The organism is Streptococcus chosunensis (genome assembly GCF_003626515.1).
Classification (GTDB): Bacteria; Bacillota; Bacilli; order Lactobacillales; family Streptococcaceae; genus Streptococcus; species Streptococcus chosunensis.
The window spans coordinates 709,330-727,823 of the sequence record NZ_RBCK01000001.1 but is presented as its reverse complement, the minus strand read 5'-3'; the positions used below and the strand labels follow the sequence as shown (position 1 = coordinate 727,823).

The window sequence follows — 18,494 nt, the reverse complement described above, 5'->3', positions numbered from 1 at the left end:
AGGATATTATGGCTGAAGAAAGAGTAGAACCAAAACCAATCGATCTTGGTGAATATAAATTTGGTTTCCATGATGATGTAGAGCCTGTCCTATCGACAGGAAAAGGATTGAATGAAGATGTCATTCGTGAACTATCAGCTGCTAAGGGAGAACCTGAGTGGATGCTAGAATTCCGTTTGAAGTCTTATGAAACCTTCAAAAAAATGCCCATGCAAACTTGGGGAGCAGACTTGTCAGAGATTGACTTTGATGATTTGATTTACTACCAAAAACCATCTGATAAACCAGCTCGTTCATGGGATGATGTTCCTGAAAAGATCAAGGAAACCTTTGAACGTATTGGGATTCCGGAAGCTGAGCGTGCTTATCTAGCTGGTGCCTCTGCCCAGTATGAGTCAGAAGTGGTTTACCACAACATGAAGGAAGAGTTCCAAAAATTGGGGATTATCTTTACAGATACGGATTCTGCCCTCAAGGAATACCCAGACTTGTTTAAACAATACTTTGCTAAGTTGGTACCGCCAACAGATAACAAGTTGGCTGCCCTTAACTCAGCAGTATGGTCTGGTGGAACCTTTATCTACGTACCAAAAGGAGTCAAGGTAGATATTCCACTTCAAACTTACTTCCGTATCAACAACGAAAATACTGGTCAGTTTGAACGTACCTTGATTATCGTTGATGAGGGAGCAAGTGTCCATTACGTAGAAGGATGTACAGCGCCAACTTATTCAAGTAACAGTTTGCACGCTGCCATCGTAGAAATCTTTGCCTTGGATGGAGCTTATATGCGTTATACGACTATCCAAAACTGGTCTGATAACGTCTATAACTTGGTAACCAAACGTGCTAAAGCTCAAAAGGATGCCACTGTTGAGTGGATTGATGGAAACTTGGGTGCTAAAACAACTATGAAATACCCATCTGTTTACCTTGATGGAGAAGGGGCGCGTGGTACCATGCTTTCTATTGCCTTTGCCAATGCAGGGCAACACCAGGATACTGGAGCTAAGATGATCCACAACGCTCCACACACCAGCTCGTCAATCGTGTCAAAATCCATCGCTAAAGGTGGAGGAAAGGTTGACTATCGTGGACAAGTAACCTTTAATAAAAACTCTAAGAAATCTGTTTCTCACATTGAGTGTGATACCATTATCATGGATGACTTGTCAGCATCAGATACTATTCCATTTAATGAAATTCATAACTCGCAAGTCGCTTTGGAACACGAAGCTAAGGTATCTAAGATTTCAGAAGAGCAACTCTATTACCTCATGAGCCGTGGATTGTCAGAATCTGAAGCAACTGAGATGATTGTTATGGGATTTGTAGAACCTTTCACAAAAGAACTTCCAATGGAGTATGCTGTTGAGCTTAACCGCTTGATCAGCTACGAAATGGAAGGGTCAGTTGGGTAAGAATATGTAGAATCTGAGCAGGATTTATTTCTGTTCAGATTTTTTTGAAAAATCATCTTATAAATATTCACAAAATTCCTTTTATATGATAAAATAAAACAATCATATTTAATGGAGATGACCTATGAATATTTTTAGAACTAAAGATGTCAGTTTGGGACGTACTGAAATGCACCGTCATTTAAAAGTATGGGATTTGATTTTATTAGGAATCGGTGCCATGGTAGGAACTGGGATTTTTACCATTACAGGAACCGCAGCAGCAACGCTTGCTGGTCCGTCACTGGTTGTATCCATAGTGATTTCTGCTCTATGTGTTTCTTTATCTGCCCTCTTTTTCGCAGAGTTTGCCTCTCGTGTTCCTGCAACTGGTGGTGCTTATAGTTATTTGTATGCAATTTTGGGTGAATTACCAGCTTGGCTTGCTGGTTGGTTGACTATCATGGAGTTCATGACAGCTGTTTCAGGTGTTGCCTCTGGCTGGGCAGCTTACTTCAAGGGCTTGCTCAGTAACTATAGTATTTCAATGCCTCAAGCCTTAAATGGGACTTTTAACCCTGTTCAGGGTACCTATATAGACCTTTTACCTATTTTGGTACTGACACTGGTGACCGGTTTAGTTTTATTAAATTCCAAGGCAGCTTTGCGTTTTAATTCGCTTCTAGTCGTCTTGAAATTCTCTGCTCTCGCTTTGTTTATTCTAGTTGGTATCTGGTATATTAAACCAGAAAATTGGTCCAACTTTGCTCCCTTTGGTTTTGGTCAAATTTATGGTGGGAGTACTGGAATAATGGCAGGAGCATCTTTGATGTTCTTTGGTTTCCTAGGATTTGAATCAATTTCTATGGCTGTTGATGAAATTCAAAATCCACAAAAGAATGTCCCACGAGGTATTGTTTTGTCATTGACAATTGTAACGGTTCTCTATGCTCTTGTTACATTAGTATTGACAGGGATTGTTCACTACAGCCAACTCAATGTGGACGATGCTGTAGCATTTTCATTGCGAAGTATAGGAATTGGTTGGGCAGCTAATTATGTGTCATTAGTGGCCATTTTGACCCTAATAACAGTGTGTATTTCTATGACTTATGCCTTATCGCGTATGATTTACAGTTTAGCACGTGATGGTCTTTTACCTCGAAGTTTTAAGCAATTAAGCAAAACAAGTCGTGTTCCTAAAAATGCGACCATCTTAACTGGAGTTGCTTCTGCAATTGCAGCAGGAGTGTTTCCACTGGCTAGTATTGCAGCCTTTCTAAATATTTGTACGCTTGCTTATCTTATCTTATTGGCTTATGGAATTATAAAACTTAGAAAGGATAAGGGAATGCCTAAAGAAGGAGAATTCAAAACACCCCTAGTTCCCTTGTTACCGATTCTCTCGATTCTAATCTGTCTTTCCTTTATGCTTCAATATAGTCTAGAAACATGGATTGCGTTTGGCATTGCTCTTGTAGTTGGACTTGTGATTTACTTTACTTATGGCTATCGTCATTCTACACTTTCTGAATAAAGAAAAAGCTGGAATTTCCCAGCTTTTTGCTTACTCTTTTACATATGTGAAGCCTTCTCCTAGGATTTCATGGGCTTCTGTAATAGTTATAAAGGCTTGAGGATCAATTCGATGAATCATTTCCTTCATTTTCACAATTTCATTTCTACCGACAATACAGTAAATGATTTTTAAATCTTCTTGACTATAATAACCTTGACCTGAGATGAAAGTAACGCCTCTACCTAGGTCATCATTAATCGCCTTAGCAAGTTGGTCAGGACGTTTTGTGATAATCATAAATCCTTTACCTGCATAGCCACCTTCACCGATCAAATCAATGACACGCGAAACGATAAAATCAAATAAGAGCGTGTAGGAAACCAATCTCAAATCCTTGAAGATTAGGAGAATAAGCATGAGAATACAAAAATCTAAGATAAAGAGCAGTTTCCCCATGGATATATGAGTGTATTTATTGAGAATACGAGCTAGAATATCAGTACCACCAGTTGTACCTCCAGCATTAAAGATAATTCCAAGACCAATTCCCAATAGAATCCCAGCTATAAGGGCAGTGATTAGTAAATCACCTTGAAGATCAATATGAAGGGGTATACGTTCAAAAAAGGCCAACCAGGCGGACAAGGCTAAGGTTCCTAGTAAACTAGAATAGAGGGATTTTGCTCCAAAAATCTTCCAAGCTAGGATGAAAAGGGGAATATTAATCAGCAGGTTCATGAGAGAAACAGGGATTTTAAAAAGATAAAAGGTGATGAGGGTAATACCTGTCGCCCCTCCTTCAAAGAGATGATGAGGAACTACAAAATAAGTCAGACCAAAAGCATAAATAGCAGCACCTAGTAAAATGGTTAAAATGGGATAAATTTTTTTAATCATAGGAACCTCTTTTCTTATAAGTAGATTATATCAAATTTTTAAGGAAAATTTGAATGACTCCATTAGGATTTTTAATCTTTTTTTGATATAATTAAAAGTAAGAAAACCAATCTGAATCCTAAAATAGAAAGATTGATACTATGACTAAAATTAAGATTGTAACCGATTCATCTGTTACTATTGAACCTGAACTAGTAAAACAATTAGATATCACTGTTGTTCCGTTATCTGTAATGATTGATAATGTTGTTTATTCTGATGCGGATTTGAAAGAAGAAGGTAAATTTCTTCAGTTGATGCAAGCAAGTAAGAATCTTCCGAAAACAAGTCAGCCACCTGTAGGTGTCTTTGCGGAAGTTTTTGAAGACCTATGCAAAGATGGTAGCCAGATTCTTGCTATTCATATGTCTCATGCTCTTTCTGGTACTGTAGAAGCGGCACGTCAAGGTGCTAGCTTATCTACTGCCGATGTGACAGTTATTGATAGTTCATTCACTGATCAAGCCTTGAAATTCCAAGTTGTTGAGGCTGCAAAATTAGCGCAAGAAGGCAAAGAGTTGGAGGAAATCTTATCTCATGTAGAAGAGGTTAAAAACCACACAGAACTCTATATTGGCGTTTCGACTTTGGAAAATCTTGTTAAAGGTGGACGAATTGGCCGTGTAACTGGATTGTTGAGCTCCCTTCTCAATATACGTGTTGTCATGCAGATGAAAGACCATGAATTGCAACCAATCGTTAAAGGTCGTGGAGCTAAAACTTTTAAAAAATGGTTGGATGAGCTGACAAGTTCGCTAACTGAACGTTCTGTAGCAGAGATTGGAATTTCATATTCTGGTAGTGCTGATTGGGCAAAAGAGATGAAAGAAAGCTTACAAGCTTATGTTGAAAAGCCTATTTCAGTTTTGGAAACGGGCTCTATTATTCAAACTCACACGGGTGAGAATGCTTGGGCTATTTTAGTACGTTACCACTCCTAAAAAAATAAATAAAATGGGAAGAAATAGTGTTTTTAACTTGACCTAAAAGGGATTTTAGGATATGATTATATTTGTTAATTAGAAATTAAATTGGAGGAATCATTAACATGGCAAACAAACAAGATTTGATCGCTAAAGTAGCTGAAGCTACAGAATTGACTAAGAAAGACTCAGCAGCAGCAGTTGAAGCTGTATTCGCAGCAGTAACTGAGTACCTTGCAGCTGGTGAAAAAGTTCAATTGATCGGTTTTGGTAACTTTGAAGTTCGTGAGCGTGCTGCACGTAAAGGTCGCAACCCACAAACTGGTAAAGAAATCAAAATTGCAGCTTCTAAAGTTCCAGCATTCAAAGCTGGTAAAGCTCTTAAAGACGCTGTGAAATAATTTGAATTTAAAAAGCCTGTCATATCAAGCATTTGAGCTTGTGTGACAGGCTTTTCTTTTGCTTTTGGGGCATTTTTGGGGCAAAACTATAAATTATCTAGTAGGTCGAGGATATTATCATCCATCTTCTTTGTAACGTGTGTGTAGATTTTGTCTATTGTTCTAGAATCATAACGTCCTACTCTTGCCATAATTGCTTTTAGAGTTACGCTATTCTGCTTACGAGAGTATGCCTAAAGATGTGGTAGGTGAGGCGCCTATCAATGGATTCTTCAAGTTGTGTATTTGTTTTCAGATTTAAATCTTCAATAGTTTTTACGATTTTTGGCAGTTCCGCTCGTCATGTAGAATTATATTCGATATACTCAAGGTTCACTGTGTAATCAAGAGGCAGGTTTAAGATTAATTTAGATCACTCTGATTGTGACTTTGAAAGATCAAGTTTGATTAGAAAGCGTTGAATGTATTTTATATCGATATAAATCTAAAATGCCTATTTAAAATCATTCATGCTACTAGTAAGAGAGCTGATATAGCTCCCTTAGATTTTTTTTGGTAAAAAGTCCACCACTCTTCTAAAAAAGTGAAATTTACTTTAATATATAGCTGAGATACTGCAACAAATGGTCATTATGCTACTATTGTATATGGATATAATGCTGAAAAGTTGAAGAAATTGAAAGTTCAACTGAACATGACATATATAGGATAAGGAGAGAGCAAGCTATCCTTTTATCTTTATATTATCATGATTCCTTAATTTTAATGGATACAGTAGAACACGAGATTGCAGCAGTAAAAAAATTGACCAGTAGTTAGAATTTATTGCTAATCTCTGAGATGATGTACCTATTAATGATTTACTGAAATAAACAGATTTGGCAAAAATTATGTCTATCTTTACAGAATTTTATGCTCACTGAGTAGGCGATATTGAGCCAAAGAGGAAGTGATGGCACTTGATCAAACCTTCAAACGTTTTTATAGTTTTATCAGGCAAGTTAAAGAGGGGCTTCTGGTGTGAGTATTCGTGAGTTCATGAAAGGGGATAATTGAGGTCTGGTAATGATGGGAAAGAGTGATAAAGAAGAAGTAATCGATCTAGCTGATTTTGAACTTTAACTTGTCAATGTAGCTATAAGAGAGTATAATAATTTTAAAAAGATGGGAGCTATAAGGATAAGCAATTTGTTATACCAGTGAGAGTTGATGAGAGAATTTTAAATAAACTCGATTTTGTATCAATAAAGCTACAACAAGGACGATCAGAAACGATTGGTAAAGGATTAGAGAAGCTCTATAGTGAGCTGGGGAGAAAAAGGATTGATTTGGGCACATATTTGATTAGGTGTGGCTATTTCTGTCTTAGCACTCTATACCTACACGATTATTTATATTTTTAATCATGATATGGAAGAAATCTTCGCAACTTTCATTATGTTGGTAATTTATTCACCATTCTTTCCGTTATTTTTGATATCAGTTGGAGGATTATCTTTATTGGTTTGCGTAGAATTAGCTTATCGTAATTTGCAACGATATAAAGAAATTAAAAAGTCCTTTCTTTTTGATAGTACTTTTACAAATAAAAGTCTTAGTAATATAATAGAACTATAGAAGGGGAGGTGGAAGAAATGTTTCGAAAAGAAAAAGCACGCAAGAGATTTTACTTTTGGTTTATTATTTTTATCCTTTATCTTTCTTTTGGATTGTATTGTATTTGTACAAATTTTGGAGATACCTTGGGTATGATTTTACTATCACCTTTTATCTTTGCTTCCCTGCCACTCTATGCTTATTTAGTCCTTGGTTTGTTTATCTGGGGGTTCATGAGTCTTGCTATGGATGATGTTATGGATCTTTAGTTAAAGGAAAGCTAAGATCGAGAAAGGACACATTTGGTCCTTTCTTTTTTTGATAGATATAGTTGTTCTTTTTAAAAGAGTATTTTTTTACAAAAATTCTTGGATATTTTGTTTATTTATGCTATAATAGGAACAATTATTTTTAGGAGGTGCAGTATGTCTTATTTGTTTGAGATATTACCGAGTTTATTGAGCGGTGCAAGCATGACTTTACAGGTGTTTGCACTGGTCTTGATTTTTTCTATTCCCTTGGGCGTTTTGATTGCCTTTGCCTTGCAAGTCCATTGGAAGCCCCTCCATCATCTGATTAACATTTATATTTGGATCATGCGGGGAACACCCTTGCTCTTGCAATTGATCTTTATTTATTATGTGCTCCCAAGTATCGGGATTCGTTTGGATCGCCTTCCTGCGGCCATTATTGCCTTTGTTCTCAATTATGCGGCTTACTTTGCTGAAATCTTCCGTGGAGGGATTAATACTATTCCTAAAGGTCAATATGAAGCTGCTAAGGTTTTGAAGTTTAGTCCCTTTGACACAGTTCGCTATATTATCTTGCCCCAAGTGACCAAAATTGTTCTTCCTAGTGTATTTAACGAAGTTATGAGTTTGGTCAAGGATACTTCTTTGGTCTATGCGCTAGGAATTTCAGATCTTATCTTGGCTAGTCGAACAGCTGCAAACCGTGATGCTAGTCTGGTTCCTATGTTCTTGGCAGGAGCTATTTACTTGATTTTGATTGGTATTGTGACTATTCTTGCCAAAAAAGTTGAGAAGAAGTACAGTTACTATAGATAGGAGGAAGCCATGTTAGAATTACGAAATATCAATAAGAAATTTGGAGACAAACAAATCCTGTCTGATTTTAGTCTAAGTATTCCTGAAAAGCAAATCCTGGCTATCGTTGGACCTTCTGGTGGAGGTAAGACAACCCTCTTACGTATGCTTGCGGGCCTTGAAACCATTGATTCAGGGCAAATCTTTTATAATGGAGAACCTTTAGAACTGGATGAATTGGAGAAGCGAAATCTACTAGGATTTGTATTTCAAGATTTTCAACTGTTTCCTCATTTATCAGTTTTAGACAATTTGACCTTATCACCTGTGAAAACAATGGGGATGAAGCAGGAAGAGGCTGAGAAGAAGGCGAGAGTGCTTTTGGAACAGTTAGGATTGGATGGTCATGCAGACGCCTATCCCTTCTCACTATCTGGTGGGCAAAAGCAGAGGGTGGCCTTGGCGCGTGCTATGATGATTGACCCAGAAATCATTGGCTACGATGAACCAACTTCTGCCCTAGATCCAGCATTGCGTTTGGAAGTGGAAAAACTAATCTTGCAAAATAAGGAACTTGGTATGACGCAGATTGTCGTTACCCACGATTTACAGTTCGCTGAAAATATTGCGGATCAGATTCTCAAGGTTGAACCCAAGTAGGAGGTGCTTATGACTAGTAGAAAAATTGCTTTAGTATTGATTTCTTTTCTCAGTCTTTTTTTCACGGCTTGTACTCAGAAGGCTAGTGATCCAAAGCAGGATAACTGGGATAAGTATCAAGAGCAGGGAACGATTACTATTGGTTTTGACAATACCTTTGTACCCATGGGATTTGAAGAAAAAAATGGTCAATATACAGGATTTGATATTGATTTAGCAGAAGCTGTCTCTGAAAAATTAGGCTTTAAGGTTCAATTTCAGCCAATCGACTGGGATATGAAAGAAACAGAACTGCAAAATGGAACCATAGATGCTATTTGGAACGGTTATTCTGCGACTGATGAACGTCGAGAAAAGGTTGCCTTTAGCATACCATATATGGAAAATCAGCAGGTTCTGGTTGCTAAGAAAAGCCAGCAAATTCGTTCAGTAGAGGATATGAAGGATAAGACCTTGGGAGCCCAAGCCGGTTCCTCTGGTTATTTAGACTTTGAAGCTCAACCAGAACTTCTAAAGAATAGAGTAAAAGACCAGAAGGCCAATCAATACCAGAGTTTCAATGAAGCCTTGATTGACTTAAAAAATGATCGAATTGATGCCTTGTTGATTGACCGTGTGTATGCTAATTATTACCTACAGTCTGAAGGAATATTAAACGACTATAATGTCTTTTCAGCTGGATTTGAAAGTGAATCTTTTGCGGTCGGTGTCAGACCTTCTGACAAAAGATTACTGCAAGCTTTAAACCAAGCCTTTATTGAACTATACCAAGAAGGAAAGTTCAAAGAAATTAGCCAAAAATGGTTTGGAGAAGATGTGGCAACCAAAGAAGTGAAAAGTAGAGATTGAGTATTGCTCAGTCTCTTTTGGAATCAAAAAATCCTCTGGCAAGTACCAGAGGATAAGAGCTTATACTCAATGAAAATCAAAGAGCAAACTAGGAAGCTAGCCGTAGGCTGTACTTGAGTACGGCTAGGCAAGGCTGACGTGGTTTGAATTTTATTTTTGAAGAGTATTATTTCATTGTTGGGAAGAGCAATACATCACGGATAGTAGTTGTATCAGTGAGGAGCATGCAGAGACGGTCGATACCAATTCCCAAACCACCTGTTGGTGGCATACCATATTCAAGGGCTTCAATGTAGTCATAGTCGATGCCTGTTGCTTCATCGTCACCAAGTTCTTTAGCTTTAGCTTGGGCTTCAAAACGGCTAAGTTGGTCGATTGGATCATTCAACTCAGTAAAGGCATTTCCGTACTCCTTAGTCATGATGAAGAGCTCAAAACGGTCAGTAAAGCGTTCGTCTTCAGGATTCTTCTTAGCCAGTGGAGATACAGCTACTGGATGTCCATAGACAAAGGTTGGTTGGATCAAAGTTTCTTCAACAAACTCTTCAAAGAAGGCATTGATGATGTGACCAACTTCAGTGTAGTGTTTTTCAACTGGAACTTTCTTTTCAGCAGCGATAGCTTTGGCTTCCTCGAAAGTCATGTCTTGCCAGAAATCTACACCAGTAATTTCCTTGATAGCATCCACCATGTGAACACGTTTAAATGGTTCATTGATTTTGATTTCAGTACCTTGATAGTTAACTGGGCCATCGCCTTTAACTGATTTAGCAGCGTGTTGTATAATACCTTCAGTCAAGTCCATGATGTCTTGGAAGTCTGCATAAGCTTGGTAAACTTCGATAGAAGTAAACTCAGGGTTATGAGTAGCATCCATTCCTTCGTTACGGAAGATACGGCCGATTTCATAGACGCGTTCCATACCACCCACGATAAGGCGTTTCAAGTGAAGCTCAGTCGCGATACGAAGCACCATGTCAATGTTTTGGGCATTGTGGTGGGTGATAAATGGACGAGCAGCAGCACCACCAGCTTCGTTGTGAAGAACAGGTGTTTCCACTTCAAGGAAACCTTTTTGATCAAGGTAACGACGGATTTCAGAGATGATTTTTGAACGAGTGACAAAGCGCTCAAAGCTTTCACGATTAGAAATCAAGTCAAGGTAACGTTTACGGTAAATTGTTTCAACATCTGTCAAACCATGGAATTTCTCTGGAAGAGGACGAAGAGCCTTAGACAAGTGTGTAATGTGGGTTGCTTTGATAGAGAGTTCTCCCATATCTGTACGCATTACTTCACCTTCGACACCAAGGAAGTCACCAAGGTCTGCTTTTTTGAAGATTTCGTAGTTTTCTTCACCGACAGCATCCTTACGAACGTAGATTTGAATCTGCCCTTCGCGGTCTTGAAGGTGGGCAAAACCTACTTTACCTTTACCACGTTTGGTTACCAAGCGTCCTGCGATAGTAGCTGTTTCGTTTTTATCATGTAATTGTTCTTTATCGAGGTCAGCAAATTTATCTTTTAATTCTTGTGAATTTGCAGTGCGTTCAAAGCGTTTTCCGAAAGGATCAATTCCTTGTTCACGGAGCGCAGCCATTTTTTCACGGCGAACGATTTGCTGGTCATTTAGTTCTTCCATATGTTCTGTTGACATGGGATCCTCCTAGTTTTACTCAAAATTGAATACGATGAGTCATTTTTTGCGATACTCCCATTTTATCATAAATAAGCAAGAAATTCACGGATAATCTTTCAAAACTAAAAAGAACTTGACGCTGAAATCAAGTTCTGTTATTGATAGGAAGTATCATTCCAAGTATCGAGAGTAAATGTTTCAAAATCATGGGTTTCTAGAATGGTCAGGCTAGCATTTGCTAGACCGCCATCTTTACGAAGAAGAGGTTCTTTATAACCTAGAAGAGTACGAAGACTAGCAGTTAGGTTGGCGCTGTGACCAACAATTAGAATACGCTCAGCAGGACTATCATTTAATGATTTGATAAATTGGATGGTCCGTTGCGTGGTATTATAGAGGGATTCAGCTCCAAACATTTGAGTGTCAAATTGAGCCAGATTAGAACGGAAAGCTTTGATTTGTTGTGGATAAATAGATTCCAAGGTTGCGATTTTTAAACCTTCCAACTTCCCCAGCTGCCATTCACGGAGATTAGGGACACTTTCTAAAGAACAGGGCGTCTTGAGTTGACTTTGGATAATCTCAGCAGATTTGACCGCTCGAGGTAAATCACTTGAATAAATCTGATCAAAAGGAATTTCCTTGAGATAGTGGCCAAGTTGTTTTAGGGTGTCAATGGATTCAGGAAGAAGGGGAGAATCTCCACTGGCACCTTGAAAGCGCCCTTCTTGGTTCCAGACTGTACGACCGTGGCGGACAAAGTAGAGTTTCATTACTTGCTGTCCTCCAAGATATCTACAAAGTCAGCTTTTACAAAGTTAGCCAAGTCTTGTGGAGCGACGATAATGCTGTGACCAACTTCTCCAGCAGAGACAATCATTTGATCCAAGTCTAGAGCAATCTTATCGATAAAAATGGGGTAATTGTGTTTCTGACGAATTCCGACAGGATTATTGGCTCCATGAATGTAACCAGTTGTTTTTTCCAAGTCCTTTTGTGGAATCATGCTCACTTTTTTATTGCCAGAAATTTTGGCTAGTTTCTTTTCAGACAAATGTTGAGTGATAGGGACAATTCCGATAATTGGTCCTGTTTTATCTCCCAAAAGCGCCAAGGTTTTGAAAATCTGATTTCGTTCATAACCTTGAGGAAGCTCTCCTTCCAGGGCATTGATTTGAATCCCCTGATGTGGGATACCTGCTTTAGACAGGATTTGTTCCACCAATGTTTTTTTGACTTTAACTTTTTTTGCCATTATTTATATTTATCCTCCAATTGGCTCATCCAAATACCAAGCCAGATTCCCAGTGCAAAGAAGAAGGCGATGATGACATACCCAACAAGAGAAATACCGGTGTACTGGATACTTTCAGCATTTCCTGCATTTGGGATCAAGATCAAAAGGGTACTTGAAAGGACGATACCGATGATGAAATGATAGACACGTGAGTGGTAGTTGTTTAAGGCATAATCCATCAATTTTGAAAAAATGATGAGAGTTGCACCTGCACCGATTCCAATCGGGAAGAAGGTTCCCAAGAGGTCAAAGGTTTTAAAACCAGTCAACATAGGAGCATAGAGCCCCAAAATCAAAAGTAGGTTTGATGGACTGAGGCCAGGAACTAATACGCCAAGAGCCAGCAGTGTACCAGCTAGGACGAAATTAAGAAAGCTGGCGCTCAAGGATCCAACGACAAAATTTAAGGCATAGAGTCCTAATCCAGAAATGATAAAGGTTATCCAGAACCAGACTAAATCAATTTTGTCTCGATCAGATTCTCGAGTTGATTCTTTGAGGAGGCTAGGAACTGTACCAATGATAGCTCCTGCAAAGCTCCATAAGACAAAGACCTGATAATTTTCAAGCAGGTATTCAATCGGGTAGGAAAATAAGCCGATTCCCAGAAGCATACCAATGGCAACTGGAATAAAGTACAAAACATTTTCTTTAAAGTCTTTAAAGGGATGAGCCAGAAAACCAATCATTCGTTCATAAATTCCTAAGATTGCTGCTAGAACCCCTCCGGAAATTCCTGGTAAGATAAATCCCAGAGCAATGACAATCCCTTTAATAACGCGTGCTAACCATGAGAGCATATTTTTCCTCCAACTATTTCTATTTCAAAAAATCCTTACTATATTGTATCACAATCTAAAACAAAAAGAAAAAGCAAATGAGAAACAAATGCTTTTAAGGTTTTAAAAAGAGTTTTCTAAAGGTTTCTTCTTTATTTTTTAAAGAAGAGATGACGTTGATATCCAAATCGTGGTCAAAGCCAGCAATTTTTCCTTTAGAAGTGTACTGGTGAATGTCATAATCTATATCAGTCTTAGGAGTTGCCTCGTAAAATCCTGAGTCAGAACCATAGGAAGGAATCCACACAGACGTAAACTTGTCAGTATCAATACTGTGTTCTTCCATGAAATAGACCCCAACGTAGATTCCGATATTTTTAGCACCTAGTGATTCTAGTTTTGCACGAAAGGCTTCAACACCTTCGTTCATATTGGACATGGTTTTTTCTTCCACATCTAGCCAATAGTAGCTAGGGCTGTATGGCGATGCGGAATTATAAAAACTTTCAGCAGCCTTTTCCATTTCTTGGATACTTTTTCCAGCTACATAGGTATAGACCCCAACTGGGACATTTCGTTTTTGAAACTCGGTAATATGGGTTTTAAAGGCCTTGTCTACCCCATTAACAAAGGAAGCATCATTCTCTTTTGAAGACTGAGCGCCACTATGGACGCGAACAATAGCTCCTGAAATGTTTTGGGAGAGAGTATCGTAATTAATTTCCTCAGGTCGTTGCCAACCAGAAACATCAATCACCGGTTTATCTATATTATGTAGCGCTTGCGATTCTACTTGCGCGATATTTGACTTTGTTTTTACAGGATGGTCCTCAAAACGAGGGCGATTTAGGATTAAAATGAAAATCATAATCCCAAAAAAACCAAACAAAATAAGCGGATTAATTTTCTTTCTCATATCTTATAATTTTACCTTATAAATGAAAAAAAATCAAAAAAAAATACTCAAAAAATGGGTTAATAGAGGACTTTAGAGCATTTTTTCATTCAAGAGCGCGGAATGATTTGAAATATGGTATAATAAAAGGGAATTTCTAGAGAAAAGAGAAGATTATGTCAAATTATGCCATTATTTTAGCAGCGGGTAAAGGAACTCGCATGAAATCTGATTTGCCAAAAGTTTTGCACAAGGTTGCGGGTATTTCTATGCTGGAACATGTTTTCCGTAGTGTAGGAGCTATCCAACCTGAAAAGACAGTCACAGTTGTCGGTCACAAGGCAGAATTGGTTGAGGAGGTCTTGGCTGGACAGACAGAATTTGTGACTCAATCTGAACAGTTAGGGACTGGTCATGCGGTTATGATGACAGAGCCAATTTTGGAAGGTTTGTCAGGTCACACCTTGGTCATCGCAGGAGATACTCCTTTAATCACAGGTGAAAGCTTGAAAAACTTGATTGATTTCCACATCAATCATAAAAATGTGGCTACTATCTTGACTGCTGAAACAGATAATCCTTTTGGCTATGGACGAATTGTACGTAATGACAATGCTGAAGTTCTTCGCATTGTGGAGCAGAAGGATGCTACAGATTTTGAGAAACAAATCAAGGAAATCAATACTGGAACATATGTTTTTGATAACGAGCGTTTGTTTGAGGCTTTGAAAAATATCAATACCAATAACGCTCAAGGTGAATACTATATTACAGATGTCATTGGCATTTTCCGTGAAGCTGGTGAAAAAGTTGGCGCTTATACTTTGAAAGATTTTGATGAGAGTCTTGGAGTAAACGACCGTGTGGCTCTTGCGACTGCTGAGTCGGTTATGCGTCGTCGCATCAATCATAAACACATGGTCAATGGGGTCAGCTTTGTCAACCCAGAAGCAACTTATATCGATATTGATGTTGAGATTGCTCCTGAAGTTCAAATCGAAGCCAATGTTACCTTGAAAGGGCAAACGAAAATTGGTGCTGAGACTGTTTTGACAAATGGAACGTATATAGTGGATAGCACTATCGGAGCAGGAGCTGTTATTACCAACTCTATGATTGAGGAAAGTAGTGTTGCTGACGGTGTGACAGTCGGTCCTTATGCCCACATTCGTCCAGGTTCAAGTCTGGGTGCCCAAGTTCATATTGGAAACTTTGTTGAAGTTAAAGGTTCTTCAATCGGTGAGAATACCAAGGCTGGTCATTTGACTTATATCGGAAACTGTGAAGTGGGTAGCCATGTTAACTTTGGTGCTGGAACCATTACAGTCAACTATGACGGCAAAAACAAATACAAGACAGTCATTGGAAACAATGTCTTTGTTGGTTCAAACTCAACCATTATTGCGCCAGTAGAACTTGGTGACAATTCCCTCGTTGGTGCTGGTTCAACGATTACTAAAGACGTGCCGGCGGATGCTATTGCTATTGGTCGCGGTCGTCAGGTCAATAAAGACGAATATGCAACACGCCTTCCTCACCATCCTAAGAATCAGTAGGAGCCTATCATGGAATTTGAAGAAAAAACGCTTAGCCGAAAAGAAATCTATCAAGGGCCAATTTTTAAACTGGTCCAAGATCAGGTTGAATTACCAGAAGGAAAGGGAACTGCCCAACGGGATTTGATTTTCCACAATGGAGCTGTCTGTGTTTTAGCTGTAACGGATGAACAAAAACTCATCTTGGTCAAGCAGTACCGCAAAGCTATCGAGGCTGTCTCTTACGAAATTCCAGCCGGAAAGTTGGAAGTAGGAGAAAATACAGACCCTGTTGCAGCAGCTTTGCGTGAATTAGAGGAAGAAACAGCCTATACAGGGAAATTGGAACTCTTGTACGATTTTTACTCAGCCATCGGCTTTTGTAATGAAAAGTTAAAACTATACCTAGCAAGCAATTTGACGAAAGTGGAAAATCCGCGTCCGCAGGATGAGGATGAAACCTTGGAAGTTCTTGAAGTAAGCTTAGAGGAAGCCAAGGAATTGATCCAATCAGGTCATATCTGTGATGCCAAGACAATTATGGCTGTTCAGTATTGGGAATTACACAAAAAATAGAGGAGGTCAGTATGGGTAAACCTTTATTAACGGATGAAATGATTGAAAGAGCTAATAGAGGCGAAAAAATTTCGGGTCCCCCTTTGCTTGATGACGAGGAAACCAAGATTTTACCAACCTCTTCTTCCCGTTTTGGTTATGCCAATCCTAAGGATCATGGATTTAGTCAGGAAACCTTGAAGATTCAGGTCGAACCGTCTATTCATAAAAGCCGTCGCATTGAAAATACCAAGAGAAATGTCTTCAATTCTAAGTTGAATAAAATCTTATTTGCTGTCATCTTTCTCTTAATTTTGCTTGTCTTAGCAATGAAACTTTTGTAATAGAAAAGGAATTGAAATGAAAATAGGAATTATTGCGGCTATGCCAGAAGAACTAGCGTATCTGGTCCAGTATCTAGAAAATGCCCAGAAGCAAGTTGTTTTAGACAATACCTATCATACTGGAACCATTGCCTCGCATGAAGTCGTTCTTGTAGAAAGTGGAATTGGTAAGGTCATGTCTGCTATGAGTGTGGCGATTTTGGCTGATCATTTTCGAGTGGATGCTTTGATTAACACGGGATCTGCTGGTGCAGTAGCAGAGGGTATCGCTGTTGGGGATGTCGTGATTGCTGACAAATTAGCCTATCATGATGTGGATGTCACAGCATTTGGCTATGCTTATGGACAAATGGCGCAACAACCGCTTTATTTCGAATCAGATAAAACCTTTGTTGCCAAAATCCAAGAGAGTTTATCTCAATTGGACCAAAAATGGCATCTTGGTTTGATTGCTACAGGAGATAGTTTTGTTGCAGGAACTGACAAGATAGAAGCGATTAAGTCCCATTTCCCAGATGTTTTAGCCGTGGAGATGGAGGGGGCAGCTATTGCTCAGGCAGCGCATGCCCTTAATCTTCCAGTTTTAGTCATCCGAGCTATGAGTGATAATGCCAACCATGAAGCAAACCTCTCTTTTGATGAGTTTATTATCGAAGCTGGACGTCGCTCTGCCCAAGTCTTGTTAGCCTTTTTGAAGGCTTTAGATTAAGCGGAAATTTGACAGTTTTTCTAGCTTATGATAAGATTTAAGTAAAGAAAAGCTAGAAAACGTTTCAGAGGATATTATGAGTATTGAAATGACCGTCAGTGAGATTGCAGAGGTCTTAGGATTGTCTCGCCAAGCAATCAATAACCGTGTCAAAGAATTACCAGAAGAAGACACAGATAAAAATGACAAAGGGGTAACAGTCGTTACCAGAAGTGGCTTGATTAAGCTAGAAGAAATCTATAAAAAAACGATTTTTGAAGATGAGCCTGTCAGTGAAGATGTCAAGCAGCGTGAACTGATGGAGATTCTGGTTGATGAGAAGAATGCTGAAATTCTTCGTCTCTATGAACAATTAAAAGCCAAGGATCGTCAGTTATCAGAAAAAGACGAGCAGATGCGTATCAAAGACCGTCAGATTGCTGAGAAAGACAAACAACTCGATCAGCAGCAACAATTGACCCTTCAAGCCATGAAGGATCAAGAAAATCTTAAGCTAGAGCTGGACCAAGCAAAAGAAGAAGTCCAATCAACTAAGAAAGGCTTTTTTGCTCGTTTATTTGGAGGATAATCAAGGAGCTGTTTAGGTTAAATGCTAACCTGATGGCTTCTTTTGTTTCTAAATAGTATAGTTGCTCAAGTAATACTCAATGAAAATCAAAGAGCAAACTAGGAGACTAGCCGTAGGTTGCTCAAAGCACTGCTTTGAGGTTGTAGATAAGACTGACGAAGTCAGTTACATATATCTACGGCAAGGCGACATTGACGTGGTTTGAAGAGATTTTCGAAGAGTATAAAATAACAGTATAGGAGAGGTATATAATGGAACGATTAGAAGATTACATTGCTTTTGACTTAGAATTTAATCAGCATGAAGGGCAAACACACTTGATTCAAGTATCAGCTGTGCGTTTTAGAGATGGTCAGGAAATCGATGCCTATGATTCCTATGTTCATACCAGTGTCCCCTTAAAAAGTTTTATCAATGGTTTGACTGGGATTACAGCTGAGACCTTAAAAGATGCCCCTCCAGTGGAGAAAGTTATAAAAGATTTCCAAGAGTTTGTGGGTTCTTTACCCATGGTTGGCTACAATGCTGCTAAAAGTGATTTGCCTATTCTATCAGAGCATGGTTTAGACTACAGTCAGCAGTACAAGGTAGATTTGTATGATGAAGCTTTTGAACGTCGGAGTTCGGATTTACACGGTATTGCCAATCTCAAATTGCAAACTGTTGCCTCATTTCTTGGATTTCAAGGTCAATCTCATAATAGTCTAGAGGATGCACGTATGACGGCGCGTGTTTACGAGTCCTTTCTAGAGTCGGATCAAGCTAGAGAATTGTTAGAGACAGAAAGTAGCCTATCAAATAATCCTTTTGGAAGCTTGGACTTGTCTCAATTATTTGACTAGG

The 18,494-nt window shown here is 38.8% G+C and carries 19 protein-coding genes; 13 read left to right on the top strand and 6 right to left on the bottom strand.

Features of this window, described 5'->3' with window-relative positions; genetic code table 11:
• Positions 1-8: 8 nt before the first annotated feature.
• Both sufB and D7D54_RS03470 read left to right on the top strand, forming a co-directional pair.
• The gene (sufB, locus tag D7D54_RS03475) at positions 9-1,421 is read left to right on the top strand and encodes a Fe-S cluster assembly protein SufB (RefSeq protein ID WP_000797050.1); all 1,413 of its coding nucleotides are present in this window, start codon (positions 9-11) and stop codon (positions 1,419-1,421) included.
• Between the two features lie 124 nt (positions 1,422-1,545).
• Positions 1,546-2,937: an APC family permease gene (locus D7D54_RS03470; RefSeq protein ID WP_120718822.1), complete on the top strand. Its 1,392-nt coding sequence runs from the start codon at positions 1,546-1,548 to the stop codon at positions 2,935-2,937.
• A 30-nt stretch (positions 2,938-2,967) separates the two neighbouring features.
• Here the strand turns inward: D7D54_RS03470 and D7D54_RS03465 are convergent, their stop codons facing one another.
• Entirely contained in the window at positions 2,968-3,816 is an 849-nt protein-coding gene (locus D7D54_RS03465) for a YitT family protein (RefSeq protein WP_120718821.1), read from the bottom strand.
• A 140-nt stretch (positions 3,817-3,956) separates the two neighbouring features.
• Here D7D54_RS03465 and D7D54_RS03460 point away from each other — a divergent pair, with 140 nt between their 5' ends.
• From D7D54_RS03460 to D7D54_RS03425, 5 genes are all read left to right on the top strand, one after another.
• Positions 3,957-4,796, top strand: a complete 840-nt coding sequence (locus D7D54_RS03460) for a DegV family protein (protein ID WP_061589970.1) — start codon at positions 3,957-3,959, stop codon at positions 4,794-4,796.
• Between the two features lie 107 nt (positions 4,797-4,903).
• Positions 4,904-5,179 (top strand): HU family DNA-binding protein, encoded by a 276-nt coding sequence (locus D7D54_RS03455; RefSeq protein WP_001284640.1) that lies wholly within the window; start codon positions 4,904-4,906, stop codon positions 5,177-5,179.
• A 2,021-nt stretch (positions 5,180-7,200) separates the two neighbouring features.
• Positions 7,201-7,842, top strand: coding sequence for an amino acid ABC transporter permease (locus tag D7D54_RS03435; protein WP_020901738.1), 642 nt, complete (start codon positions 7,201-7,203; stop codon positions 7,840-7,842).
• 9 nt (positions 7,843-7,851) lie between these two features.
• A complete protein-coding gene (locus tag D7D54_RS03430) occupies positions 7,852-8,481 on the top strand; it encodes an amino acid ABC transporter ATP-binding protein (RefSeq protein ID WP_020901739.1) in 630 nt (209 codons plus the stop codon).
• Between the two features lie 9 nt (positions 8,482-8,490).
• Positions 8,491-9,330: an amino acid ABC transporter substrate-binding protein gene (locus tag D7D54_RS03425; protein WP_020901740.1), complete on the top strand. Its 840-nt coding sequence runs from the start codon at positions 8,491-8,493 to the stop codon at positions 9,328-9,330.
• Between the two features lie 166 nt (positions 9,331-9,496).
• Here D7D54_RS03425 and lysS read toward each other — a convergent pair whose 3' ends face one another.
• The 5 genes from lysS to D7D54_RS03400 form a co-directional block, all read right to left on the bottom strand.
• Entirely contained in the window at positions 9,497-10,987 is a 1,491-nt protein-coding gene (lysS, locus tag D7D54_RS03420) for a lysine--tRNA ligase (protein ID WP_020901741.1), read from the bottom strand.
• Positions 10,988-11,124: 137 nt separating this feature from the next.
• A complete protein-coding gene (locus D7D54_RS03415) occupies positions 11,125-11,742 on the bottom strand; it encodes a histidine phosphatase family protein (protein WP_020901742.1) in 618 nt (205 codons plus the stop codon).
• Complete coding sequence (locus D7D54_RS03410) at positions 11,742-12,224, bottom strand: aminoacyl-tRNA deacylase (protein ID WP_020901743.1); 483 nt, start codon at positions 12,222-12,224, stop codon at positions 11,742-11,744. Before D7D54_RS03410 ends, D7D54_RS03415 begins: the two co-directional genes overlap by 1 nt.
• A complete protein-coding gene (locus D7D54_RS03405) occupies positions 12,224-13,066 on the bottom strand; it encodes a DUF368 domain-containing protein (protein WP_020901744.1) in 843 nt (280 codons plus the stop codon). The genes D7D54_RS03410 and D7D54_RS03405 overlap by 1 nt, the downstream gene beginning before the upstream one ends.
• A gap of 94 nt (positions 13,067-13,160) precedes the next feature.
• Positions 13,161-13,961 (bottom strand): glycoside hydrolase family 25 protein, encoded by an 801-nt coding sequence (locus D7D54_RS03400; protein WP_120718820.1) that lies wholly within the window; start codon positions 13,959-13,961, stop codon positions 13,161-13,163.
• Positions 13,962-14,116: 155 nt separating this feature from the next.
• Between D7D54_RS03400 and glmU the strand changes: the two genes are divergently transcribed.
• The 6 genes from glmU (at position 14,117) to D7D54_RS03370 (ending at position 18,493) form a co-directional block, all read left to right on the top strand.
• The gene (gene glmU / locus D7D54_RS03395) at positions 14,117-15,496 is read left to right on the top strand and encodes a bifunctional UDP-N-acetylglucosamine diphosphorylase/glucosamine-1-phosphate N-acetyltransferase GlmU (RefSeq protein ID WP_020901745.1); all 1,380 of its coding nucleotides are present in this window, start codon (positions 14,117-14,119) and stop codon (positions 15,494-15,496) included.
• A 9-nt stretch (positions 15,497-15,505) separates the two neighbouring features.
• Positions 15,506-16,051 carry an NUDIX hydrolase gene (locus tag D7D54_RS03390; RefSeq protein WP_020901746.1) on the top strand — a complete coding sequence of 182 codons (546 nt, stop codon included), beginning with the start codon at positions 15,506-15,508 and terminating at the stop codon, positions 16,049-16,051.
• A gap of 11 nt (positions 16,052-16,062) precedes the next feature.
• Positions 16,063-16,374, top strand: coding sequence for a cell wall synthase accessory phosphoprotein MacP (macP, locus tag D7D54_RS03385; protein WP_000517861.1), 312 nt, complete (start codon positions 16,063-16,065; stop codon positions 16,372-16,374).
• A 16-nt stretch (positions 16,375-16,390) separates the two neighbouring features.
• A complete protein-coding gene (locus tag D7D54_RS03380; RefSeq protein WP_020901747.1) occupies positions 16,391-17,083 on the top strand; it encodes a 5'-methylthioadenosine/adenosylhomocysteine nucleosidase in 693 nt (230 codons plus the stop codon).
• Between the two features lie 76 nt (positions 17,084-17,159).
• Positions 17,160-17,651 (top strand): chromosome segregation protein RocS, encoded by a 492-nt coding sequence (rocS, locus tag D7D54_RS03375; RefSeq protein ID WP_000021242.1) that lies wholly within the window; start codon positions 17,160-17,162, stop codon positions 17,649-17,651.
• Positions 17,652-17,902: 251 nt separating this feature from the next.
• Positions 17,903-18,493, top strand: a complete 591-nt coding sequence (locus D7D54_RS03370) for a 3'-5' exonuclease (protein WP_020901748.1) — start codon at positions 17,903-17,905, stop codon at positions 18,491-18,493.
• The last annotated feature ends 1 nt before the right edge of the window (position 18,494 follow it).